Origin of the sequence: Vibrio sp. Of7-15, assembly GCF_022347565.1 — a bacterium.
Classification (GTDB): domain Bacteria; phylum Pseudomonadota; class Gammaproteobacteria; order Enterobacterales; family Vibrionaceae; genus NORP241.
Window position 1 is genome coordinate 190,003 of sequence record NZ_JAKRGH010000007.1, and the last position, 23,938, is coordinate 213,940.

Genomic DNA, 23,938 nt, shown 5'->3' on the forward strand with positions numbered 1-23,938 from the left:
AACAAGATCTTGTTTGTTAGCACGGGTCTTCTGTTTGTGCAAAAGTTAGGTTAAATAAGAGGTAAAGTAGAGCATGAAAAGTCGGTGTTGATTCGTTTACAGTTGATAGTATGTAACAAGCGTAATCAGCAGTGCCTGCATTAAAATGGCTTAGCCTGAATAAGTGTTATGGGGAATATTTTTTCAGAATACGTTCAAGACTTCCATTGTCTTGTATGGCTTTCAGCCCCTGATTAAAATGCATTATTAACATTTTAGATTGTTCCCCACCGACCTTACCTGACACCACATAGAATGCGCCATCAAAAAATAGGTGTGGATTGTATGTTAGCTGTTCTTCATACGCTTTAGGTAATCCGGCAAGTAAGTAATGGCCAACTTTTTTATCTATAGGAAAAGCATCGACTCTCCGGTAGAACACTTTGTGAATATTTAAGATATCGCTCGGTGCCGTTTCAATGGTAACGCCATGAGACTTTAATCGCTTGATGTGAGAATACCCTAAAGTTCCACCTAACCGATATTTTTTCAAGTCTTGGGCTATCGTCCACGAGAATGGGTTATCTTTACGGTGGATCAACGCTTCTTGTACGTCAACAAACGTATCAGAATACCAAAAGTCTGCAGCTTTTGCGGGAGTTTTCAACCATGGGAAAGTAATATCAACCACTCCAGCCCTTGCTTTTTCTAACGCTCTTTTCCATGGAGTGCGGTGAATTTTGAGCTGATAACCAGAAGCTTCAAAGGCGGCTATCACGATTTCTTCCGCTAATCTTGCATTGATGTCAGATTCTGAAGTGTAGGGCGGATAATCTCCAATAGCCGCTGTAATCGTCAAAGCGTGAAGTGGTGTGCTTAAAGCACCAATATAAAGGAATATGAAGTATTGTACCCATCGCTTCATCCCACTTCCTCATAACAACACTGATGCCTTACTTTAAAATTTAACACAATATGATCTTGGAGGTTGTTTAAATGGGTAAAAATCCCCTCACAGGTAAAGAAAGTAGCAATGTAATGGTCAATTAAACCAGCTTGGACGAGCTTCCTTTAACATCGTCACTAAAGCTTTCGAATGTGTGAGGTTGAGTTTGAGCCAACGCCTACCATGAGTACCTTTAAGAGAAATTAAGTGAGAATAGGCCTTCTATTAAGCTGATTTAATTGATTGAACTACGTATTTATTCATTGTTAAACAATCTAAAATTATCGATAAACGATATTTTATTGTTGATCTTCAATTTTTACTGTCTTAGTATTTACCCATCAACGAAATGGGGTGTTTACTTATGTCTAAGATTCAAAAACAGAGCCGTCGTGTCCGTCTATTTTTTCAATGTTTACTGGCACTGACGCCAATGATGGTGTGTTACTACTGGTTAACGGTTGAGACGTCGTATGATTTTTTAACGTCACTGGGTGTGATTCAGCTGAGCTATAATTTTGACAGCTATACACAGTTGCCGTTCACTATGACGACTCGTGTGTTATCTGCAATGGCGAGCTTATTGTTGTGTAGCATCATTATGTATGCGTTAACGCTATTAATTCGGTTATTCCGTAATTACGAAGGCAATGACATTTTTTCTCTCGATAATGCGGCTATCTTCCAGAAATTAGGTTACTGCTTATTTTTCTGGGTTGGTGGTTCTATTGTGTATGGGGCGTTGATGTCGGTGATTTTGTCATTTAATAACCCACCAGGTGAGCGTATTTTAACCGTGAGCTTTGTCGGGATGGACTTTTTAACTTTGGTGTTTGGGTTTATTGTTTTGATCATTTCATGGGTAATGAAGGAAGGGTACACTCTTGCCGATGAAAACAGCCACACCATTTAAGGGATCTCTATGACTATTCGTATTAACTTAGACGTGATGATGGCTAAGAGAAAAATGCGCTTAAAAACCTTGGCACAAGAGGTTGGGATCACTGAAGCTAATTTGTCTGTACTAAAAAATGGTAAAGCCAAAGCGGTGCGTTTTTCTACTCTTGATAAATTATGTGAAGTGCTTGAGTGCCAGCCTGGGGATATTCTTGAATTTGAAGCTAATACTGATGATAGTGTACTTGCCGAGTAACTTTTTATTGTTCAGTGTAAACCGCTTTTGATGGTATAAAAATAATGCAGGGAAAAGGAGAGTGGAGGCACTCTCCTTTGATCGGTTATCTTAAAACTTATATGAAACACTCATGTAGAATGAATCTAAAGTGAAATCATAAATCTTAGAAAGTGTGTAATCCGAGTAAATTCCGTGGTAGATGTATTCTTCATCTGCATAGAAAAAATCGGCTTCATAACCAACTCTAATGCTCAGGTTACGTAATGAGATAGGAGCATACTCTAAACCTAGCCCGTAACGCAGTCCAAGGTAGTTTTCTTTATCGAGTACTTTTGCCGATTGGTTTAAATCTAGGATGGATAGCCCAAGAATACCAAAAGGTCGCAGCCCATTATTAAATGTGTAACCCGCATTTGAAGATAATGACAGTGCTTGCGGTGACCAGTCATATACTGTTCTGTTTTGAAGTGAAGGAACTTGGAAATTCACGTCTCCATACTTCGTATATTGACCTTCAATAGCAAGAATTCGGTTCACTTGATAACCAGCGATTAGTTTATACGTATTACTATCTTCACTTATAGTCGCGATATCACTAAAAAAGTTGTCTTTATCATCAAGGCTGGTTGAACCAACACCTGCGCCGATATAAAAGCCTCGAGTTTCATCTGCCTGTGAAAGTGGAGTTATAAAAAAAGCAATTAGAATAGCAAGTAGTTTAATAGTTTTCATTGAATAGTATTAATTGTAATGATTAATAATTAAGAATGAAGAACAATAAAAATTGAACTATTAGTATTTTTATTCATATTTTCGATCTTTTATTAATTTAATGACTTTTAATAAGAACAATAAATTAACATATTTCATTCCGTTTTTTCTCGTTTGGTTTATTCTCATCAATTTAAAGTAAGCTCAGTTTATTTTTATTGGTTTAACTGAATCGTATTTGATGAAAAATCATTCACTATACAGTCATGTGCACTTTGTTGTTCAAAAATTTTAGAACTGAAATATACAGTTAAAACAATGAGTAATAATTAAATGTACAAAAAGGATAAGCGATATTATTTAACGAGATATTGGATAATAAACTTGTTATTATTGATAATATATATATTAAAACTCAAATCACTGTTACCTAATGAGCAACAATCTCTCTTTGTCAGACATAAAAACCTTTGTCACCATCGTATCACTTGGAAATTTAACCAAAGCCGCTGAGAGGCTTGGCTCTTCTCGTGCACACGTATCTAGGCAGCTTAGTCAATTAGAGAAAGATCTAGGGGTGCAGTTATTAATTCGAACCACGCGAACCCAGAAACTCACCGAAGAAGGGAAGGCGTTTTATCGTACTTGTTCTAATTCTCTAGAGGAAATTGATAAAATTGCGTCCGATATTGTTGATTATAATAGCTCTATGGTGGGCAATATTAATGTCAGCAGCTTAGGTGGTGTATTTGGTGAAGAGTATGTAGCTAAGGCATTAGCTGAATTTTCATTACTTTATCCAAAAATTAATGTCGTTTTGTCATTTGATAGCCGCCATGTGGATTTAATGAATGAGGAATATGATGTGGTTATTCGGGCTGGTGAGTTGGTTGATTCTCAATTAGTGGCACGCCCGTTAATGATGATGGAAATGGGGTTATTTGCTTCCCCAGAGTATTTGAATCGGTATGGTCTAGTAAATAGTCCTGATGAGTTGAATAAGCATCGCTGCATAACTGGCCCGATTTCTAAGTGGAAGTTTTATAATTCTGAAGGTGATACTAAAGAAGTATGTGTCGATTCGGTAATGAATTGTAATAATAGCCGAGTGTTACGCCAATATGCATTAGATGGTGTAGGGATAATTCGGTTACCTTATATATATATACAACAAGATGTTGAAGAAAAGAGGTTATTATCAGCAATAACTGGCTGGAAAATAAGCTCAAGCCCAATTAATTTACTCTACAATAAACACAGCTTTCAGCCAGAACGTTTAAGAGTATTCATCCAGTTTATATGTGATTGGTTTTCTAATTTATGATATCAAAATAACTACGAGCCTAATTCTAACTAATGATAAGTGGATTAGGCTTTTATATTCTCCACATAGTAATGTTCCAGCCCGTTAATGTTGCCACTGCATAATAGCGACATGGCCTTTTTTAAATGCTCTAAAGGCCAGTCCCACCATTGTATTGTTAGCAAAGTTTCTATGGATGGAGTGTCAAACCGCTGCTTTATTACGTGATTGTTACCGACCACGATAGCATAAGGAGCCACATTTTTTGTGATTACCGATCTTGCCCCAATAACGGCTCCGTCCCCAATGGTTACACCGGGCATGATCATCGCTTCGCTGCCAATCCAAACATCGTTCCCAATGATGGTGTCGCCAGCTCTCTGAAAGCCACTCTGAACATCTTCACCAAATATGTCGGCTGAAAATGGAAACGTGGAGATCCAATCCAGTCGATGACCTTGGTTTCCTGCCATCATAAATATCGCCCCTGATGCAATAGAGCAAAACTTACCAATACGCAGTTTATCCACCTCTCCATACAGACTACTTTGCCATGCATTCTTGGTGAACTTGTCACCCAATAAATAACGAACGGCCTGATCTTCAAACGACTTTGAATGATAAAAACCGGAATAGTAGCTATGGTCTCCGACTTCAATGTTCGGGTTGGTTATGTGATCTTTTAAGTTTTGTCCTTCAAGCCAGCTTTCAAATACCTTCATGTGGTTACTCTTTTTTGGTTACTGTTGCGATAGTGTAGGTAACCGTTATTATTTCCAGAAGTGTTCATTCAGATAATCAGAATTACCATATGGAAATAAAATGGCTTCATTATGTGCCTATTTATGTCGCACTTTGTGAAGAGAAAAGCATTGCAGGGGCAGCGCAAAGGCTAGGGTGTTCCAATGCACATGTCAGCAGGCAACTGAGGCAGCTGGAAGAGCTTGTGTCTGTGCAATTGATTCAAAGAACCACCAGGCAATTCAATTTAACTTACGATGGTGTTGAGTTTTATAAACAAGTGAAGCAGTTACTGGAAAGTGCAGAGAGCATTAATGACACCTTAAGATCTAAAGAGAAGGTTGCAGGCAAACTGCGTATCGCTGCTTCTGCGTCATTTGGGTCGCTGTTGTTAACTGAACATTTAGCTGAATTCAGCCAAGCGTATCCAGAATTAGACATCGAGATGATTTATACCGAAACACCGTTAGATCTGATCGAATCAGGTTTCGATGTGGCTTTCTTTCTTACTGACTCGCCACCGGAAGGCTATGTAGGCTATTATTTACGTTCTTTGCATTGTCGGCCATTTGCCCATCAGAGCTATGTTGAAAAGTGCGGCGAAATTGAACATCCAGTAGAGCTAGCACAATACAGGCATATTCTTTATAAAAACACGGAATTTACATTAGATCGTTGGCTGTTTGCCAATAAACAGACGAAAGAAGAGGTACATATAAAATTACGCGGCAACTTTAGTGTTAATTTGGTCTCATCCATGGTGGATGCAATGTTGAATGGTTGTGGTGTGGCCATGCTGGATGAACTTGCTTTGTCTAAGTTATCTGAAAACCAACGAGGTGAGGTAGTGGATTTGCTTCCCCACTGGGAGACGAATCGAATATTGCCTTTGTATATTCTTTACCCTAAAAGGTTGCATTTGCCGAAGCGTACTAAGTTGTTTGTGGAGTTTTTTCGTGATCGTCTGAGGTAGGGCGTGCTAGCCGAGATTAGCTAGCACGTTTTAGATCAGGCTGACAAAGCTCTATTCTTTGGCACTCAATGCTTTTTCTGTATTTTGTGAAGATATGGCCATTATTTTTTCAAATACTGCTGCCAACAGCTGCGAAATCATCACTAAGGTGAAAGGTATTGCTCCGGCAATGGCCACCTGTTTATTGAGATCGACATCGTTGATGGTGGCGAGTGCAATCCCCATGGTCACCACAATCACAGACCAGCTGATTTTACTTGAGGTGCGAACGTCGTCAGTCAGCATTCCTGCGGCGTAAATAGCAGAATCTGAGCTGGAGATGACAAAGGTAAGCAGCAGCAACAAAGCCACAACAGATAGCACTTCACTAAAAGGAAGGTGGGCAAAGAAGGTAAACAGCCCTTTGGTGTAATCGTCATTAACGGCTTTTATAACCTCATTCAGGTATGGGCTTTCAAATACTGCCCCAGCAAAGCCTGAAAACCAAAGAATAGAGGCGAAGGTTGGGATCAAAATAGTACAGATAAGAAATTGGCGCACGCTTCTACCACGGCTGATCCGTGCGATAAAAGGGCCGACAAACGGTGCCCAAGCTATCCACCAAATCAGATAAATGACTGACCACCCTTGGCTCCATTTTTCGCCACCTTCGATGGTGCTCAAAGAGACTTGCGGTAAGATCTCGACATAAGCGATAACAGAGCTCACCATGCGGGTGGCTACAGCGACCACATCGACATTAATCAGCACAAAGATAAACAGCCCCATCATCAGCCACATATTAAAGGTGCTTAATCGTTTAATCCCCTTGTGTACGCCAAGCGCACTGGAAATAGTGAACAAGATCCCAACAAGGGCAGTTAGGCCGATGCGTACAGCACTGAGATCTTTTTCTGTGCCAGTGACACTGCGAATACCTTGTTCAACAAGGGCCATGGTGTTTGCCAATACTCCGGCAATGCCAAATAAAATGGCTAACACCGCAATAAGATCCAGCCAACTTAACCAGCCAGGTTTCTCTGTTTTTGAAAATGAGGCACTCACGCGCATGGGTCTTTTTTTCACATACGCTAGCCATCCCATCAGTAACCCCGCTAAAGCGTATAAGCTCCAGGCATGGGCTCCCCAGTGAAAGTAAGTTAGGGCTAACGCGGTGTCTTTTTCATCACCGCGTAAGGAGACTGGGGGCATATTAGAAAGATGGAAAACAGGCTCTGCCACACCCCAGAAGATCAAACCTGAGCCCATGCCTGTGGTAAAAAGCATGATTATCCATGGCCAAAAACCAAATTCGGGTTTGCCATCACCCAGCTTTACTCTGCCGAAAGGCGTTACGCATAATACCGCACAGAGAACAAAGGCCAATGAAGAAAATAAAATGACCTCATCATCCATTTGGGTTATCACCACTTCAGTAAGAGAGGCGAGTTGATAAACGCTAATTTGTGGGAAAAATGTGAAAAGTGCGGCGATAATTGCGGCAACAAACATCAATAGTCGCGGCTGGTGATTAGTTGATTCCATTATTATTAACATGCAGTCAAAGAAATTAACGTTACTGTGCCTATCTGTGCATAGACCGTCCACTATTCAATGAAAAAGAGCAGTAGATTGAGCACTTAATCACACACCGCTCAGAAACCAACAGCCCCGCAGTTTGATAGCGGGGCTACGAATTCATTTTTTAGCAGTGACGGTTTATGGATTGGCTGCAAATACTCTGATTCGGTGCCCATCAGGATCAATGGCAACAAAGGTCAGCCCGAACACCAACTCAGTCGGAGTTTGAAGAAATTGAATGCCTTTGTTTTCCCATTGTTCGTAAAGTGTGCGTAAAGCTTGTTGGCTTTTGGCTACCAAGGAGAGCTCTGTTCCTCCTCCGGTTATATCGGCTGAAGGAGAAACGTTATCGAGCTGTTTTAACTGAACGGTAATGTTTGTATCCAATGAAAAAGAGACGAAGGTTGGAGATAAAACTTGCCCTTCACACTCAAAGATTTCGGAATAGAAGTTTTTACTGGCCTCAATATTTGCTACATAAAGGACAAACGAATCTAGCTTAAACATAGTATTTCCTAACGTAGAATGGTTAAGCAGGAAATATAACGGGTAGGAGTGACAGTTTTTGTCAGTAGTGAATCTCTTTGTCACCAATACCTTCCAACTGTCGCCATTCTTTAAGTAATTCACTGCGAAGAGGTTGGTACTTTTGTTCCAGTGTTTGCCAGTGCTGGATTCGATCAAGCCTGAAATTACGAAACGCCGATCTAGTTTCACACCAAGCCACCAGAAGATAGTGCTGCTGAAATAAACCAATCAGCATCGGCCATATAGTTCGTGAACTAACATTGCCTTGTGCATCTGTGTAGCCAATTTCAGCTTTATACTGCTGTTTGATGGCATGGCGAATTTCAGATAGCCCTGTTGTCACTTCAGGCACTTCAATAATAGAAGCCACGCGCATGAGATCTTCACGACGTTTCGCTACATGATCTGTGGGTAAGACCGCTGATATTTTAGCGATGGCGTTTTTTGCGGTGTCACTAAACTCCCCGTTGGCTTGCTTACTGACCCAATCAGCACCAAGCAGTAGAACTTCTAATTCCTCTGCTGAAAACATCAGCGGCGGTAAGGTAAACGTTGGTTTTAGTATGTAACCAAGCCCAGCTTCCCCTTCTATTTCTGCGCCTTGCGTTTGTAATGTCGCAATATCTCGGTAGATAGTCCGAACACTCACATTAAGTTGTTGTGCCAAGTGCTCAGCAGGTACTGGGTATTTATGGCAACGAAGTAATTGGAGTAAATCGAAGAGTCGTTGGCTTCTGGACATGGCAAGCACTGATCAGATGAAGAAGGGAGTTACTGTATCAATCTTTTTACGTAAGTCTAGGGCGTATCTCGACTTGTTGGAGTGTAAATAAAAGTAAATGATAATTGTTATCATTGTGTTGATCGGATGCTTGGCGATATACTGAAAGGTAAATTACTAAAGAGAAGTACTATGAAAAAACCAAACTCTATTTCGCTTGCTGTTCAATCAACGACTCTACTTACCCCAAATATGCAACGTATAGTGATGCACGGTGAAGGGCTGTCAGGTTTTCCTGCTGATTGTGCTGGTGGGTACATTAAATTGATGTTCAACGAACAAGGCGGAACAGATCTTAGTTTACTGGCAGAAAATGAACGCCCAGTAATGCGAACTTATACCATTCGTGAATTTGATGCTGAGAAGCATTTGATCACGGTGGATTTTGTTCGTCATGAAGTGAAAGACTGCGGCTGTGGGCACGCTGCTCGTTGGGCGATGAATGCCAAAGCGGGAGATGAAATTCATATTGCGGGGCCGGGGAGCATACAAAATATTAACTCAGAAGCGGATTGGTTCTTCCTTGTGGCAGACATGACCGCACTGCCAGCGTTATCGGTAAAGCTTAAATCCTTACCTGAATCTGCAAAAGGGTATGCTGTTATTGAAGTGCTGAGCCAAGAGGATATTCAATCACTTGATGCCCCTAAAAATATGGAAGTGATTTGGGTAGAAAAGCAGGCTGATGCAAATACCTTAGCCGATCAGGTTATGCAGCAAGCATGGATGGAAGGCACGGTTGCGGTTTGGTGTGCGTGCGAATTTGATTCAATGCGGGCGCTACGTCAGTATTTCCGTAACGAGAAAGACGTTGAACGAGACAACATTTACATCAGCAGTTATTGGAAAAACGGTGTGACTGAAGAAGGACACAAGGTAATAAAGAAGGAAGACGCCGCAAAAGCTTAGCCTTGAACTATATACCTTTGAGCAATATTGCTTCGAATAAGCGCTACGATATTGTTGCCGCTGAAGAAATGTCATAGCGATTTAGGTACTGGAATCCTCTCTGTCGTTATGACATGGCAATATATTCTGTCGAAGGTCGGCAGATTCAAGGTATAGAGGCAAGATTATTTCATAACAAAGAAGTTAATCACACATGTGACAATCTGCACTTGGTGAAAGTACACTGAATTTGATACGTTTAAATGACAGAGTGATTGGAAAGGTATCATTATATGAAAGTAAATGTTCAAACACAGCATGTATCAATTAATAGCGAATCACGTAAAGAAATTGAAGCGAAATTCGATAAAATATCTACTCACTTTCCACAACTAATCAGCTGCGACATTATCATTACCAAAGAGCATGGTAAGCATGAAGCGGAAATCTTCACGAACTATGAAGGTGTGCGCGTTTCAGCCAAATCCACAGACGATGTGATGTATCCTGCTATTGCATCGGCTTTGAAAAAACTAGAAGCTGGGCTGCGTAACCGCAAAGGGCAACTAAAAGCAGATCTTCATGCTAAGCCAACCAGTACGAAGCCAGAGATTGCTTCCGATATTATCCAAGAGATGAAGTTAGTTTAAGTTAAAAATAATTAATCAGATTCATAAAGCCAGCAGTGAAATGCTGGCTTTTTGCATATAAATTATTTTGAGCTTAGGTTCGTTCATTTTTTATAACCGTATGCGGCCATAGTTGTTACTTCTGTACGGTCAGCTTAGCGAGCGTCTTTTCAATAACGTCCATGACTTGCTGTACTTTTGCGTTATTCAAGGCATCCGAATGAGGATCGCTAAATCTTTTAATGTCATTGTCAAAGTACAGGCCCGAAGCTTTGCTAAATTCGTCTGATAAAGCGGCTCGACACAGAATGTCTGATCCAATACTCAAATCTCCTCCCGCAACACCAAATGCATCTTTGACCATTTTACTGCCCAACAAAGAGGCTGGGTTTACCGCGACAATGATCGGTTTTTCTTTATTGTCAGAATTATCTGAAAAGGTATGCGCTAAAGCCCGAGTCCACATGGTAATGGCCAGTTTGCTCTGGGCGTAAGCTTCGTTATCTGATAAAGAAACCTTCCCTGAAAGAGCCTCTAGATTAACGCTAGCCTGAGCCGCAGAAGAAAGATTAATGACTCGTCCATTTTCGTCTAGCAGTGGCAATAGTTCTTTGGTGAGAAGATAGGGAGCTAATGTATTAACGACAAAGCGTATGTCCAACCCATCAGGAGTAATTGGCTCAGGAGAGTTAAACACACCAGCATTATTAATTAGTACATCTAACTTGTCATGGCGTTGGGTAACCTCTTCTATTAACTGATAAACATCGGCTATGCGAGATAAGTCCGCCACATAGGTTTCTATTTCAGTAGTCGCAAATTGATTGGTGAGTTGTTGTTTTACTTTCGTGAGCTTTGTGGGGTTACGTCCGTGCAGCAATACGTGGTGGCCTTGAGAAATGAGTGCTTTTGCTGTTTCTAAACCAATGCCATCCGTTGCTCCTGTTATTAGTATGATTTTTTTCATGCCGTGCTCTCCCAAAGGTGGTTAACAGTGTCTATGAGCAAAATAATAGCTTGATTGTATGTCATGTACATCCACCTAAACGTGGAAACACTTTCAAGAAAAAATTGAAAATCGCAGTATTGTATGTGTGCTTGCCTCTCCCTGTGCAGTGCGAGAGAGGCCGCAGATCAGTTGCTATCTAATCAGAGAGGCAGGGTTAGCCACAGCATGAGTTTTCTGATGCTGTGCAGCAGTCTAGCTCGGAGCAATTGGCGTTAGCATCATCCATTAAACTGGCTAGGTACGTATTCTTCAAATAAAAATTACTGAATGTATTCACAAAGTCTTGCGGTACTGTTTTTTCAGTAAGGCCAGACTTAATAAGAGCGGCTTGCCATTTTTGGACTTTAGGGAACCCTTCAAGCATATCAAAGCAGGAACGCTGTTTGATGACAGCAGCACGGTGCAGCAGTGGCAGCCAAGCTATATCAACATTAGAGATATAATTACCTTTGAAAAAGACAGAATCGCCTAATTTTTTCTCTGCCTTTGCAAATGCTTTTGAAAGGTTCGCTAATCGAGCTTCGAAAGTCTCTTTATCTTTACTTCCCATCGTTCCACACTGAGGCATGTAATGTTTACTTGCTTGGTATGACCATGCACGATCAAGCGCTTTTTGTTCTGGAGATAGCTCTTCAATTGGCGCGTACTTATCATCTAAATATTCAACAATCGCATCCGATTCAAATAGCACGGCTTCATTTTCGGTTACTAATACCGGAACTTGGCCATTTGGGGAAATATCTAAAAACCACTGTGGCTTGTTACTTAGCTCGATATATTCAATCTCAAACGGTATGTTTTTTGTGACTAAGGCACCCATTACACGTTGTACGAATGGGCAGTTTTTAAAGCTAATCAATTTGATCATTCTACGACTCCAAAGTGGTCATCTGTTTTTAATTACACTTATAAGACGGAGGAGCTTTGAAAAAGACGAAAAATAAATGAAAAATTTTCGATTTTCTTTTTTATTGAGAAAATGATCTTGATCTAAACTCTGCAGCTTAGTTACTTTACCTAATCATTCAGTAAAAACGCATTTACCTTTTCGGTTAATATTGGAGACGTGGATCTAAATGAGAGGTTAGGCGGCTGTGCGAGAACAGGGTGAAGGGAAATATATTATTGATGAAGTAATTAACAAGCCCAAATCGAGGTGTATTAATGCATACTACCCGTGGAATGAAAATCTGGCAAAGAGTACTCAGCAAGATATTCTTCATTGTGAAATAGTGGAAGAAAAGCAAGAGCCTATTGCTGAATTTGAATACTCAATAGAGATTGCATGTGCATTAAGTGAATTAACTACTCATCAAGTAGGTGTTTTTTATCTTGGGAGTACTCAAGGTGAGTCACGGATTTCATCTTGGCAAAAATCGGAATCCACAGAAACAGGTTATTCTATTTTAACTGCTAGTGTTCAGGTTAAAGAACCAAAGGCGTTATATCGAGAATTTTTTGAATCAAGTGGAAAACCTTTATCCTTTAGTGATGTTCAGCCGCATAAAAAAGGTAGCGGAAAAATATCTGAGTCATTTGTGCCGATTAAACCGTCAGTTCAAGTTTATGAACGCCTCTCTTGGCCTAAGGTGGGATTCTTCTATCATTTCATCAGTGATGAATTGGTGAATGAGTACCAATTATCAGGAGGTAATAAATGGGCATTTAAAGTCACGCGCTCAGAAGAGGGGACTTTATCTAACGACATGCTTTCTGAACATGAGTATGGATTTATCTTATTGCCTTGGAAAATCAATAATATTGTTATTGCCCGCCAGCATCTGCTTTATACAAGAGAAAAAATTACTCAAGAGCAATTAAGTGAGATTGATCCTCAATGGCTTGATGATAATGCTTGTTTTCTAAACCCTGAGGAGATTGTAAAGGCTTGTTCTGAGCCGTTGTTAGAGCGAGAAAAAACAGAAGGTGGACTGACTACATATACTGTACAGTCAGGTGACTTGTTGAGTATTATTGCTAAAAAGCATGGTATAAAATATGAAGAAATTCTTGCATTAAATCCACAAATTAGTGACCCAGATGTAATCCGGCCTGGCGACGTTGTTGTTATAAAGAAAAGTGAAGAAGATATAAATGCAGTACGCATCCATATTTGTCAAATCAACCTCGCAACAGGAAAACGTGAGACTTGGGGAGAAGTTGCGGCACAATATGGTAAGAGTGCAAAAGAGTTATTTGATTTGAATGCGAATAACCCAGCACATAAAGATGGTGCATTAGCAGTTGGTGATGAAGTTATCGTTAATTCAGTTATGTTAGGTAATGAAGATAACAATTCATTTAGAAATACACTTAGCCCTGAGGATGTCACTTAAGATAAACCAGCGTTTCCTTTTGCGAATATTTGGAGTTTGATTGAAAAGCAATATTCAAAACTAGCGTATTTATATGTACAGGCAGACAAAGCAATAGGCAATAGTACAGCGATTGTGAAAGTAAGTGAGGTTCGTCTTCAATCTAAAGTATTATCAACTTCAGAAACTCTTGAGACTTTCGCTAAAGAAGGTGTTGATCCTTTTAAAAAAGGTTCGAAAGGAGATGAAGTTAAACTGATTCAAGAAGCTTTACTTATGCTTAATTTTGATTTAGGTAAGTATGGTGCTGATGGACATTTTGGTTCAGGAACACATAAAGTAATCGTATCTTTTCAGGAAAAATTCATACCAACACATGAAATTCACCCTAACTACAAAATAAAAGAAGCCAATGGTATTGTAGATAGCCAAACACTATTAGCCATAGATGAAGCTGTTGCTATTGGGTGGATAAAACCAATACCGCCATTTAAATGGTGTGAGCCATTATTAAACCCAATGAGTACGAATTATTATCAAAGTGGTGGTGGTGGCACTAAAAAGGCTCGAGCATGGGGGTTGTTTGGTAAAAAGATTCGAGGAACGAGTCGGCATGATGGCTTGGACTTATTTGCAAAAGCAGGTACTGATGTGTTTGCTTGTGTTGATGGAGAAATTGCTATGAATTATAAAATACCAGGACCAGGGTATGGGCATGTAGTTTTACTAAAAGTAGCAGAGTCTGAGTTAATGTGGGAAAATCGGAAAGAGTTTAGTGCTAGGAAAAATCTAACTGATGTTGAGTTAGAACAATATGATACATTTGAAAGTGAGTATAAAAAGAATAAACAACTTTATTTAATGTATGCTCATTTAAGTAGTGTTGAGAGTAAATTGAAAGTTGGGTCTAGTGTTAAGGTAGGTGAAATAATTGCTAAGACAGGGGTTTCAGGGATTAAAGAAACAGGAGTAATAAAAGCTGGCACATGTGCTCCTCATTTACATTTTGAAGTGAGAACGAAGGCATCAATACCTAAAAGTGATATGGGACGCTGTAACCCATCTCTTTTTGTGAACTTTAAAGACTATTCTCAGCAGTCGGAAGCAGAACGTAAGCAACAAAAAGATGAACGAGATAGACAATATAAAATTTTGAAAAAATAAAAGGAATGTTTGTGAGAAATATTAATATTATATTAATAGTTATTTTAATGTATTCAGGAACTTTATATGCAAAAAGTAGTTTTGAATTTAAATGTGAAATAGATTATTCACAAAGTGTTGTAACGGAGCAGGCTGAATATATACGAAATAAGTCTTATGATAGTCAATACGACTTTAGAGAGTTAGGTGTTATTGTTGCGTCTAAAGATCACTTTGAATACCCAGAAAGATTCTTGATTATAAATGAAGGATTGGTTAGAGAGTATAAGATCAATATCATTGATAATGAATTTTTATTTAAAAGTAATGATAAGGTTTTAATTCATACTGAATTAAGTGAAAAAAATAAAAAATCCACTTTAAGTTATGAAGTTATAGCAAATGATTCTACATGGATGTTAGTTAACTTTTCATTTTATAATCCTGAAACAATGAAAAATAAATTAAACTTTAAAATCAATGTAGGGAAAGGAGAAATAACAAAAGATCTAGTTGGAAGAACTTTGTTCTTTAATGATATATCTGGTCTTGAATGTAATAATAGCATTCAAAAAACTACATTTAAAGACTATAAGATGCAGTGGTTCTCACTTATGGATTATATCGACGAGTATAAATAATAATTTACTCTATATGTCATATATATCATCTTCATCATAAAGTTAAATGGTTTTTATTTATTAAAAAATATAACGGTTATGGATAGGTAAAATAAGTTAATTATTTACTTTAAATTTTTAATTATCAAGGTTTTTGTAATTAATTGGTATGTCAGGTAAGAGCGATTTATTATGAAAAATAGAATTATTACCACTATGGCACTTCTTTTGACTTCTCAGAATTCATACTCTAATGGCAGTTTTTCCTATATTTGTGAAGTGGATTACACCCAAGACATTATAAGTGAACAGGCCAATTATATAAGAAACTTATCCTATAAAACAGAGCATGATTTTGATGAGCTGGGTATTACTGTTGCTACAAATGATCATCATGAATATCCAGAGCGTTTTTTTATTTTAAGTGAACCACTTGTTAGAAGTTATAAAATTGAAACTGATGGAAGTAGAATAAAGTTTAAAAGTAATGAAAAATATTGGTTGATGTAGATCTAAAAAAAATACCAACAGATATAAAAGTAAAATCCAATATTCAATCCTATACAGATTTTTATTTGTTAGTAGACTTTACCTTCTACAATCCGAGCACGATGTCAAGAGGTTATACTTGGCAGGTTAACTTTGGGGATACTGAAATTAATCGTGAATATGTTGATCGAAGTTTAGGCTTTGAGGGAACGTATAATTATTTTGACTGCAAAAATGAGATTGAAGAAACAACGTTTAAAGAATATCAGAAATATTGGGTTAATTTAGTTGAAATTATAAATAATAATGAAGTTAATTACACTAATAGATGATTTTTTATAATATAAACCAGACTATTCTTGATTCGATAGCCTGGTTTTATTTATGGAGATTGGAGATCGTGAATAATTATGAGTTAATTCTTTAAGGGGTATCAATAACTTTCATGTTTTCTTTTTTCTCCACCATAATTACTTTTATAACCCATAGTTTTCATTATTATCAGCATCATAGCGCCGCATATGAGTAGGTTAACAGTTACATGAACAACGGCATTTTGAAGGTGGTATAGGAAAAGCTACGCACTTTCTTTAGGGAAGCCTAGCTGTGTTATTTTATAAAATTAAGCTACTTAATGTTCACTGAGTTCATGGCTAACCGTGTTTCATAACAGAGCTGTAAACTTTATTCCCGTTTTTTCATAACTTCCGCTTATTGTTAATTATTTGGCATTTATTCCTATATTCTGACTTATATCACAAAATAATAAACTGCTTAATCAATGGTAAGTCTTTAGATAATTCTATTGATTATGGTCAATATTCGTTTCATATGATCCTCTCACAATGACTTTAAATGGTTAGCAATGTTGTAACCGCCATTTTTTTTCATAATGATAAATAGAGGTATGTATGACTCAAGCGGCTGAAAAAGCTCGTAAAGTCACAATTGGCAGCTATATCGCGTTGGCTTTTGCGGTGGTGTTCTTTTCTGGTTTTATGAAATCTAACGAGTGGTATGGGGTACTGGATTTTACAACGCTGAATGGCTCTTTTGGTAAGGTGGCTTATTCTGTTTCTGAAACTGCAGAGGGAGTTGAAGCGGCGACCACATCCATGCGTGGTAAAGGGGGCAGTGGTGCACGTGATGGCTTCTTATTTGCGTTAACACTGATCCCTACCGTTATGTTTGCCTTAGGGATGATCAACGTATTAGAGCACTATGGCGCGCTGGATGCGGCTCGAAAATTATTAACGCCACTATTACGCCCATTGATGGGTATTCCCGGCAACTCAGGCTTAGCCTTGATCGCTTCTTTACAAAGCACGGATGCCGGTGCAGCAATGACAAGGCAATTAAAAGATGAAGGCCACTTAACCAAGCGTGAAACTGATGTGTTCACCATGTTCCAATTCACTGCTGGTGCCGCCATTGTTAACTTTTTCTCATCCGGCGCTGTGCTGTTCACGTTAACGAATTTGGATGGTTCTACGGCAGTTACTTCTTCCATTGGTTTGGCTGTGATCATTATGTTTGTTTTTAAATTTGTAGGGGCCAACTTATTCCGAATCTACCTAAATATAACCGAAGGGAAAGAAGACAAAAGTGGTGATTCTAAATCAGAAAACATGGTAGAGGAGAGAGCCTAATGAGTGATGTACAAGCGAAAAAACCAATGGTGACAGACATCTTTGTCGAAGGTGCAAAAAAAGGCTGGGTGATCGCCACAACGTCTACTGTACCGAACGTGTTAATGGCCTTTGTGATCATTAAGGCGCTTCAAATTACCGGTGCATTGGATCTTATGGGGTCAATTTTCTCTCCAATTATGGCGATTTTTGGTTTGCCTGGTGAAGCCGCTGCTGTGTTAATTGGAGCTTGGATGTCCATGGGCGGCGCAGTTGGTGTTGTGATCACCTTATTTGACCAAGGTATCTTGAATGGTACACACATTGCGATTTTGGCTCCGGCTATTTATTTAATGGGCTCACAAGTGCAATACATGGGGCGGATTATGGGGCCTATTGGTACAGAAGGGCGCTATATCCCAGTCATGATTGCAATCTCAGTGTTAAACGCATTTGGTGCCATGTTCGTAATGAACGTACTGCTGTAATAAGGATCTTTTATGAACTTTTCTCTACAAACTTATTTAGAAGAACTGCGCCCATTAATTGATGTGGATTGCGGCACGTATACGCGAGACGGCATTAATGTGGTTGCCGATCTGATGCAAGAGAAGTATCAGGCAATGGAAGGTTGGTCTGTAACACGTATCGATTGTGGTAAAGCTGGAGTTGGACTGGAAGTTCGAAATAAGCCAGAAGCAGAGCATATTGATGTGATGTTAATGGGGCATATGGATACGGTTTTCCCTGAAGGCACAGTGGCTGAGCGCCCGATGAGTGTAGACGCTGAAAAAGCTTATGGCCCAGGGGTGTCAGACATGAAATCAGGGCTACTTAATATTGTGTATGCCCTTAGAAACGTAGATAAAGCGGTATTAGATACGCTTTCTATTTGTATTTGCATGAACCCAGATGAAGAAACGGGATCGTTAGACTCGGTGGATTGGATTCAAGCGACGGCAAAAAAAGCCAAGCATGTGTTAGTGGCTGAAGCGGCCCGTGCTGATGGTGGTTTGGTGAAAGCACGTAAAGGCATGGCTCGCTATAAAATCACTTTCCATGGTAAGGCTGCGCATGCGGGGAATGAGCCAGAAAAAGGCCGCAGTGCCATTACTGAAATGTCTACTTGGGTATTGGCCATGAATGACATGACGAACTTCACTTCTGGTACGACGCTAAATGTCGGCGTAGTATCCGGCGGTTCTGGTGCGAACATAGTGCCGGATTCGGCGACGGCGATTGTGGATGTGCGTTTTTGGGATAACACTGAGTATGACGATGTGGATACAAGGCTCAATGGTTTAGCAATGAACCCATTTGTGAAAGGGGTGATTGTGGATCTAGAGCGAGAAGCGTATAAGCCATCGATGGTTCCTACCGCGCAAACAGAGCAGCTAATGGCGTTAGTGGAAGAATCCGCTAATGAGCTAGCCATTGATATTAACTGGAAAGAGGTTGGTGGTGGCTCTGATGCTAATAACACGGCTATTTTAGGTGTGCCTACATTAGATGGCCTAGGGCCTATTGGTGCTGGTTTCCATAGTGATAGTGAGTACCTGCTACTGGAGTCTATTGAGCCGCGTATCAAGCTCTTGATGACAGTATTAACTAAGTTGGCTCATTAGTTGGTAAATGGAGTAAAGTACTCCGAGAGCAGGTGAAGTAGATAAAGCAGCGAGCGTTATGGCTCGCTGTTTTTATGTGTACAGGCTTTTTGTTGTTAATGTTTGTTGCTTCAAAAGCATACATGAAACGCATATTTTTAGTGTGGTTTATAAAATTCTTGGTGTTTCCTGCTTCTTTGTAGATTAATAGAGGAAGTCCTAATTTATGAGGAAGATCAGATGGTAAGAAACGGCGGTTATTCACTAAAGGCAATGAAGAGCTGGCAAAAAGCCTGTTTACTTGTGTCTGTTGGTGTTATGTCATTTTCGGCAGCGGCTCACAGAGATTTTGATCAAGGAAAAATGAATCAGTATTTAGAGGCACTGGTAAAAAATAACAAAGCCATGTTAAGCGTTTCTATTTATGAAGAAGATAAGCTGGCTTATGAAAAATCAACGGGCTATGCCAATCTTTCTCAAGGATTAAAAAGCACTAATAAAACCAAATATAAAATTGGCTCCATAAGCAAAACGTTCACATCGGTCTTAGTCTTTCAGTTGATTGAACAAGGTAAACTCACGCTAACGACGCCCCTTAAAGACTTTTATCCCGACTTTCCTAACTCAGAGAAGATCACGATAGGAATGCTGCTTTCTCATCGTAGCGGGATTTTTAATTTTACAGAATCTCCTGAGATTGAAAGTTATTACACACAACATCAAACCAAACAGGCGATGTTAGATCGATTAGTTGCTTTTGAGCCTGTGTTTGAACCAGGGACGTCACAGCAGTACTCAAACTCAAATTATTTATTACTCAGCTATATTATTGAAGATGTTACCAAAAAATCGTACGGTGAAGTACTTTCGCAAAACATTACGGATCCACTTAAGTTAGAGAATACTATTTATTGCCCAAGTGCTCATGTATGTGGTGATGAAGCTCAATCGTACTTTTATCAGTACCCTCAATGGTCACCCTATTTATTAGGATCCAGCAGTGTGTCTCTAGGGGCTGGAGCTATTATCTCGACATCACACGATGTTAGTGTATTTATGCGAGCGTTATTTAATGGAGAGCTAGTGTCTGATTCTTCATTATCTTCCATGAAAGGTGCATCCAACGAGACGAGTAAGGGCCTATTTAAAGTGCCTTTCTACGAAAAAATGGCTTATAGCCACAACGGTCGTATTGAAGGCTTTAACTCAAACACCAGCCATTTCGAGCAAGATAACGTTACTTTTACCCTTACTTCGAATGCCATTAATTATACTTATAACGATATTTTAATCGGTATTATGAGTATTTATTTTGGCAAAGATTTTGAATTGCCTGATTTACATGTTGATTCTAAAGATCTGCCCATCGAGCTTTCGACTGATCAGCTGAAAAAATACGTAGGCGTGTATTCATCCGACTCTTTTGAGCTGGATATAACGGCGTTTATTGAGAACAATCGTTTGTTTGCGCAAGCGACAGGGCAAGCTGCATTGCCGCTTAATGCCTACAGTGAACAAGATTTTAAGTTTGAGCCTGCGGGGATCCATGCTGTTTTTAGTACTACAGAAGAGGGCGGTATTGATTATACGCAATTTATGCTCCATCAAGCAGGAACGATATTTTTCTTTGAGCGTAAATAGTATGTATTAGCTGTGCTTATGTATTGTTGATAAGCACAGCTTGAGTGAGCTTAAGCTGCCATTTTTAATAAATGAAAATGTTTCTTACCTCGTTTGAGTAGCCAGTAACGCTGATGTAAAGCTGGCTCATTGTTTATATCTTCATCTATATCTTCTTTATTACACACTTTACCATTGATCTGAATGGCCTTATTACCAATAAACTCTCGTGCTTGGCGGTTCGACGTTGCCAGTTTTGTTGCCACTAACGCTTGAGTGAGCGTCATTATCTCAGACACAGGGCTACAAGGAATACCATCTAGTTCTAGTTGCTTCAAATCTTCTAGAGAAAGCCGCTGAATATCATTGCTAAATAGCGCATCGGTAATTCGTTGGGCTGATAGTAATTGCTCTTTGCCGTGAACAAGTTCTGTTACCTGCTCGGCTAAAATACGTTGGGCTACTGGTTTTCCTTGGCTGCTTTTATCTTCATGTTCAATATGTTGGATCTCTTGCTCACTCAAAAAGGTGTAGAAGCGCAAAAAGTTGTACACATCGGCATCGGCAGTATTTAACCAAAACTGGTAAAAAGCGTAAGGGGAGGTCTTTTCTGAATCTAACCAGACTGTGCCACTTTCTGTTTTGCCGAACTTCGTCCCATCTGATTTTTTAATGAGTGGTAAAGTTAGCCCGTAAACCGTTTCATTATTTAATCGGCGGGTTAAATCAATGCCGCTGACAATATTGCCCCATTGATCGTTACCACCAATTTGTAAGCGGCAGCGGTGAATTTGATTGAGTTTAGCAAAATCAAACGATTGCAGCAGTGAGTAAGAAAACTCAGTAAACGAGATCCCTTGGTCGTGTCGGTTTAAACGTTGCTTTACGGATTCTCGGTTTAGCATCGCATTCACTGAAAAATGCTTACCTACGTCTCTTAGAAAGTCGATGGTATTTAAGTTGCGGATCCAATCAGCGTTATTAACAATTTGAAGCTGAGATTCACCGTCATGTAAAGATTGCATGATGGTTTGGATCTGCTCAGAAAGCTTATTTGCCCATGTATTGACGATATCGTCTGAATTTAGGGTTCTTTCCGTTGCTTTAAAACTTGGATCGCCAATTAACCCCGTAGCACCACCGATGAGTGCAATAGCGGTATGACCTGCTTTTTGGAGCCGAGCCAGCATTAATAAAGGCACTAAATGGCCAATGTGCAAACTGCCTGCGGTCGGATCAAAGCCACAATATACGAAAGTTGGTTGAGAAAGTAGCGATGTGATCGCCGCTGGATCGGAAGATTGAGCCACAAGCCCACGGTCAGTTAGTTCGGTAAAAATATCAGTGTTATTCATTACAGGGCTCCTTGGTACATAGGGGAGGTATCTTCAGGGACTTTCTGTATTGCGGCTATGTCCCTTTGGGGATATAAATGAGGATTAAAGGTGAAGTAATAAGAAAGTGGGCGAGACAAAGTGGCAGAATTAGATTTAATTACAAAGGTGGTAAAAGCCATTCAGACGCCAAGCTTTACCCGGGTTTTGAATCGGTTTATTACTGAAATTATTGATGTCGATAGCACGGTTATTGTGGGCTATCAAAGTGGTAAGCGCCCTGTCTATCTGTTTGATTCTTTAAGTCGTCAGCGTGAGCTTTTGTTTAATCAGTATTTGCCGCATCATTACACAGATGATCCTTTTTTTAATCTGATGAGCACTGAATGTGAGAGTGGTATTTACTGCTTAAAAGCACTTATTGCCAATCAAGGTTTTAATCAAAACTTTCAAGCGGATTTTTATCAATCGACTCATTGGAAAGATGAATTAGGAATCATCTGTAATCTGGGGAATGGACGTTATATCGCTATTTTCTTAGGCAGATTTGATCATCACTTTTCACAAGCCGATTCTGTGCTGTTAACTCTCTACCTTGAGCTGGTGGTTTCGCTGTGTGGTCAGCATTGGAAGTTCGAGGCATTTGATATGTCATCGCCCCCTAATTCAGAATTAAAAACCATGATTGAGCGAGCGTTAGACGGCTTTGGAGAAGGGTTACTTACGAATGCAGAGCACCGGGTGGCGAAGTTGCTGCTTCTTGGTTTAGACAGTGAGGGCATTGCTAAGCAGCATGGAGTGAAAGTAGGAACTGTGAAAAATCAGCGTAAGAAGATTTATAAGAAGATGAAAGTAGCCAGTTTGGGTGAGCTGTTTTCCTCTTTTCTCAACCATGCAATTAACAGTAATGAATAGCCCCTCATTTAAGTGAAGGCATGCGTCTGAATAAGGAGGTATGGGGTTGGGGGCTTATCGTCTATTGGGTATATAAGCCATTGTATCGTCGATATCCTAGCGCTATTACTGCTTGGGCTTCAAAATAACATATAGTATTAAATGACTGGCGGTTAATGATTGAGTCGTAATATGGTAAGAAGCCTCGCCTTCCTTTTATTTTTGTATGCAGTATCGAGCATGGCGTCTGAACATGAAAAATTCCCCTTATTGGATGTTCATCTCGGTACATTTGAATCTCCCCCTCTGTATTACACTTCAGTAAAAGGAAACTTTTCAGGTCCGTTAGGAGAAACAGTAAAAGCGCTGTGCCGAGCCAGCCGTTTAAATTGCAAAATCACGATCTTTCCTGTCGCCCGAGCTTATCGAAACATAGAAGTTGGGGAGACTCAGGTTTTACTGACGGGAAAATATGACAGGTTTAATGAATGCTGCGCAGCCACAGCATGGGAATACCCTTGGAAAGCTGGGCTTTTTTCCGCTTTACCTGCTGATCAAATCCCAGAGAATGAAGAAGAGTTGGTAGGGACCTCACTCATCATGGTGAGAGGTTGGCAGTCGATTTATCGTATTTTTCCTAATTTAGAGCGCCTTGCGACGGACAATTTAGTCACAGTTTACACTGCCCCTAGTGATGATCATGGCATTGAAATGCTTCACCACAAGCGTGCTACTTTTTTATGGGGAGGCGATTATTACTTATGGAAGATGAGTAACAAAGGGTTTAGAGATCAATTCCATTATCGTCCCTTATTAACCGTTCCTGTGGTGTTGTGGGTATCTAAAAAGGAGCCTGAGATCCTTAAACGTTTGGATTATGGGTATAAGCAGCTACTGGAGGCCAACCAGTTGGGAGAGAAACAATTGCTGCTTCCTGCTTTACTTACCCCAATCTTAGAAGATCCAATTGTAAAATAGCTATTCCTTATTTATATATTTAACACTTTCTTATCCTTTTGTTTTTGTTAGTTAAAATTAGTTTTTTCACGCCTTTATTATTAAGTTACTAAAAATTAAACCAAAAAAGATGAAATGAAATCTCGCTTAT

At 39.6% G+C, this 23,938-nt stretch carries 26 protein-coding genes; 17 read left to right on the forward strand and 9 right to left on the reverse strand.

Annotation, left to right across the window (positions count from 1 at the left end; translation table 11 throughout):
• Positions 1–166: 166 nt before the first annotated feature.
• Positions 167–904 carry a transporter substrate-binding domain-containing protein gene (locus MHO82_RS10505; RefSeq protein ID WP_239183896.1) on the reverse strand — a complete coding sequence of 246 codons (738 nt, stop codon included), beginning with the start codon at positions 902–904 and terminating at the stop codon, positions 167–169.
• A gap of 385 nt (positions 905–1,289) precedes the next feature.
• Here MHO82_RS10505 and MHO82_RS10510 point away from each other — a divergent pair, with 385 nt between their 5' ends.
• A complete protein-coding gene (locus MHO82_RS10510) occupies positions 1,290–1,838 on the forward strand; it encodes a DUF2975 domain-containing protein (protein WP_239183897.1) in 549 nt (182 codons plus the stop codon).
• Positions 1,839–1,847: 9 nt separating this feature from the next.
• Entirely contained in the window at positions 1,848–2,078 is a 231-nt protein-coding gene (locus tag MHO82_RS10515; protein WP_239183898.1) for a helix-turn-helix transcriptional regulator, read from the forward strand.
• Positions 2,079–2,168: 90 nt separating this feature from the next.
• Here MHO82_RS10515 and MHO82_RS10520 read toward each other — a convergent pair whose 3' ends face one another.
• Positions 2,169–2,792: a porin family protein gene (locus MHO82_RS10520; protein WP_239183899.1), complete on the reverse strand. Its 624-nt coding sequence runs from the start codon at positions 2,790–2,792 to the stop codon at positions 2,169–2,171.
• Between the two features lie 412 nt (positions 2,793–3,204).
• Between MHO82_RS10520 and MHO82_RS10525 the strand changes: the two genes are divergently transcribed.
• A complete protein-coding gene (locus MHO82_RS10525) occupies positions 3,205–4,095 on the forward strand; it encodes a LysR family transcriptional regulator (protein ID WP_239183900.1) in 891 nt (296 codons plus the stop codon).
• Between the two features lie 44 nt (positions 4,096–4,139).
• On the opposite strand, the gene MHO82_RS10530 is transcribed toward MHO82_RS10525, so the two are convergent.
• Positions 4,140–4,796 (reverse strand): CatB-related O-acetyltransferase, encoded by a 657-nt coding sequence (locus MHO82_RS10530; protein WP_239183901.1) that lies wholly within the window; start codon positions 4,794–4,796, stop codon positions 4,140–4,142.
• Between the two features lie 89 nt (positions 4,797–4,885).
• Between MHO82_RS10530 and MHO82_RS10535 the strand changes: the two genes are divergently transcribed.
• On the forward strand, positions 4,886–5,788 hold the full coding sequence (locus MHO82_RS10535) for a LysR family transcriptional regulator (protein ID WP_239183902.1): 903 nt from the start codon (positions 4,886–4,888) through the stop codon (positions 5,786–5,788).
• Between the two features lie 51 nt (positions 5,789–5,839).
• Here MHO82_RS10535 and MHO82_RS10540 read toward each other — a convergent pair whose 3' ends face one another.
• From MHO82_RS10540 to MHO82_RS10550, 3 genes are all read right to left on the reverse strand, one after another.
• Positions 5,840–7,312: a BCCT family transporter gene (locus tag MHO82_RS10540; protein WP_239183903.1), complete on the reverse strand. Its 1,473-nt coding sequence runs from the start codon at positions 7,310–7,312 to the stop codon at positions 5,840–5,842.
• Positions 7,313–7,486: 174 nt separating this feature from the next.
• The gene (locus tag MHO82_RS10545) at positions 7,487–7,855 is read right to left on the reverse strand and encodes a VOC family protein (protein ID WP_239183904.1); all 369 of its coding nucleotides are present in this window, start codon (positions 7,853–7,855) and stop codon (positions 7,487–7,489) included.
• 61 nt (positions 7,856–7,916) lie between these two features.
• Positions 7,917–8,618, reverse strand: a complete 702-nt coding sequence (locus MHO82_RS10550) for a YafY family protein (protein WP_239183905.1) — start codon at positions 8,616–8,618, stop codon at positions 7,917–7,919.
• A gap of 171 nt (positions 8,619–8,789) precedes the next feature.
• Between MHO82_RS10550 and MHO82_RS10555 the strand changes: the two genes are divergently transcribed.
• Entirely contained in the window at positions 8,790–9,566 is a 777-nt protein-coding gene (locus MHO82_RS10555; protein WP_239183906.1) for a siderophore-interacting protein, read from the forward strand.
• A 272-nt stretch (positions 9,567–9,838) separates the two neighbouring features.
• Complete coding sequence (gene raiA, locus MHO82_RS10560; RefSeq protein ID WP_239183907.1) at positions 9,839–10,195, forward strand: ribosome-associated translation inhibitor RaiA; 357 nt, start codon at positions 9,839–9,841, stop codon at positions 10,193–10,195.
• Between the two features lie 115 nt (positions 10,196–10,310).
• On the opposite strand, the gene MHO82_RS10565 is transcribed toward raiA, so the two are convergent.
• The gene (locus tag MHO82_RS10565; RefSeq protein ID WP_239183908.1) at positions 10,311–11,141 is read right to left on the reverse strand and encodes an SDR family NAD(P)-dependent oxidoreductase; all 831 of its coding nucleotides are present in this window, start codon (positions 11,139–11,141) and stop codon (positions 10,311–10,313) included.
• A gap of 196 nt (positions 11,142–11,337) precedes the next feature.
• A complete protein-coding gene (locus MHO82_RS10570; protein WP_239183909.1) occupies positions 11,338–12,051 on the reverse strand; it encodes a glutathione S-transferase family protein in 714 nt (237 codons plus the stop codon).
• Positions 12,052–12,277: 226 nt separating this feature from the next.
• Here MHO82_RS10570 and MHO82_RS25870 point away from each other — a divergent pair, with 226 nt between their 5' ends.
• The 9 genes from MHO82_RS25870 to MHO82_RS10615 all read left to right on the forward strand — a co-directional run bounded on the left by MHO82_RS25870 (position 12,278) and on the right by MHO82_RS10615 (position 20,623).
• Positions 12,278–13,519, forward strand: a complete 1,242-nt coding sequence (locus MHO82_RS25870) for a LysM peptidoglycan-binding domain-containing protein (protein WP_239183910.1) — start codon at positions 12,278–12,280, stop codon at positions 13,517–13,519.
• 36 nt (positions 13,520–13,555) lie between these two features.
• On the forward strand, positions 13,556–14,662 hold the full coding sequence (locus tag MHO82_RS10580; RefSeq protein WP_239183911.1) for a peptidoglycan DD-metalloendopeptidase family protein: 1,107 nt from the start codon (positions 13,556–13,558) through the stop codon (positions 14,660–14,662).
• Between the two features lie 11 nt (positions 14,663–14,673).
• Complete coding sequence (locus tag MHO82_RS10585; RefSeq protein WP_239183912.1) at positions 14,674–15,282, forward strand: hypothetical protein; 609 nt, start codon at positions 14,674–14,676, stop codon at positions 15,280–15,282.
• A 171-nt stretch (positions 15,283–15,453) separates the two neighbouring features.
• Positions 15,454–15,771: a hypothetical protein gene (locus tag MHO82_RS10590; RefSeq protein WP_239183913.1), complete on the forward strand. Its 318-nt coding sequence runs from the start codon at positions 15,454–15,456 to the stop codon at positions 15,769–15,771.
• The gene (locus MHO82_RS10595; protein WP_239183914.1) at positions 15,759–16,082 is read left to right on the forward strand and encodes a hypothetical protein; all 324 of its coding nucleotides are present in this window, start codon (positions 15,759–15,761) and stop codon (positions 16,080–16,082) included. The genes MHO82_RS10590 and MHO82_RS10595 overlap by 13 nt, the downstream gene beginning before the upstream one ends.
• Before the next feature lie 579 nt (positions 16,083–16,661).
• Positions 16,662–17,399, forward strand: a complete 738-nt coding sequence (locus MHO82_RS10600; protein ID WP_239183915.1) for a nucleoside recognition domain-containing protein — start codon at positions 16,662–16,664, stop codon at positions 17,397–17,399.
• Positions 17,399–17,866 (forward strand): YjiG family protein, encoded by a 468-nt coding sequence (locus tag MHO82_RS10605; RefSeq protein WP_239183916.1) that lies wholly within the window; start codon positions 17,399–17,401, stop codon positions 17,864–17,866. Before MHO82_RS10600 ends, MHO82_RS10605 begins: the two co-directional genes overlap by 1 nt.
• A gap of 12 nt (positions 17,867–17,878) precedes the next feature.
• Positions 17,879–19,003 (forward strand): M20 family metallopeptidase, encoded by a 1,125-nt coding sequence (locus MHO82_RS10610; protein ID WP_239183917.1) that lies wholly within the window; start codon positions 17,879–17,881, stop codon positions 19,001–19,003.
• A 219-nt stretch (positions 19,004–19,222) separates the two neighbouring features.
• The gene (locus MHO82_RS10615; protein WP_239183918.1) at positions 19,223–20,623 is read left to right on the forward strand and encodes a serine hydrolase domain-containing protein; all 1,401 of its coding nucleotides are present in this window, start codon (positions 19,223–19,225) and stop codon (positions 20,621–20,623) included.
• A gap of 50 nt (positions 20,624–20,673) precedes the next feature.
• Here the strand turns inward: MHO82_RS10615 and tyrS are convergent, their stop codons facing one another.
• Positions 20,674–21,957, reverse strand: coding sequence for a tyrosine--tRNA ligase (gene tyrS, locus MHO82_RS10620; RefSeq protein WP_239183919.1), 1,284 nt, complete (start codon positions 21,955–21,957; stop codon positions 20,674–20,676).
• 120 nt (positions 21,958–22,077) lie between these two features.
• Here tyrS and MHO82_RS25875 point away from each other — a divergent pair, with 120 nt between their 5' ends.
• Both MHO82_RS25875 and MHO82_RS10630 read left to right on the forward strand, forming a co-directional pair.
• Positions 22,078–22,851, forward strand: a complete 774-nt coding sequence (locus MHO82_RS25875; protein WP_239183920.1) for a helix-turn-helix transcriptional regulator — start codon at positions 22,078–22,080, stop codon at positions 22,849–22,851.
• A gap of 219 nt (positions 22,852–23,070) precedes the next feature.
• Positions 23,071–23,808, forward strand: a complete 738-nt coding sequence (locus tag MHO82_RS10630; protein WP_239183921.1) for a hypothetical protein — start codon at positions 23,071–23,073, stop codon at positions 23,806–23,808.
• Positions 23,809–23,938: the final 130 nt, after the last annotated feature.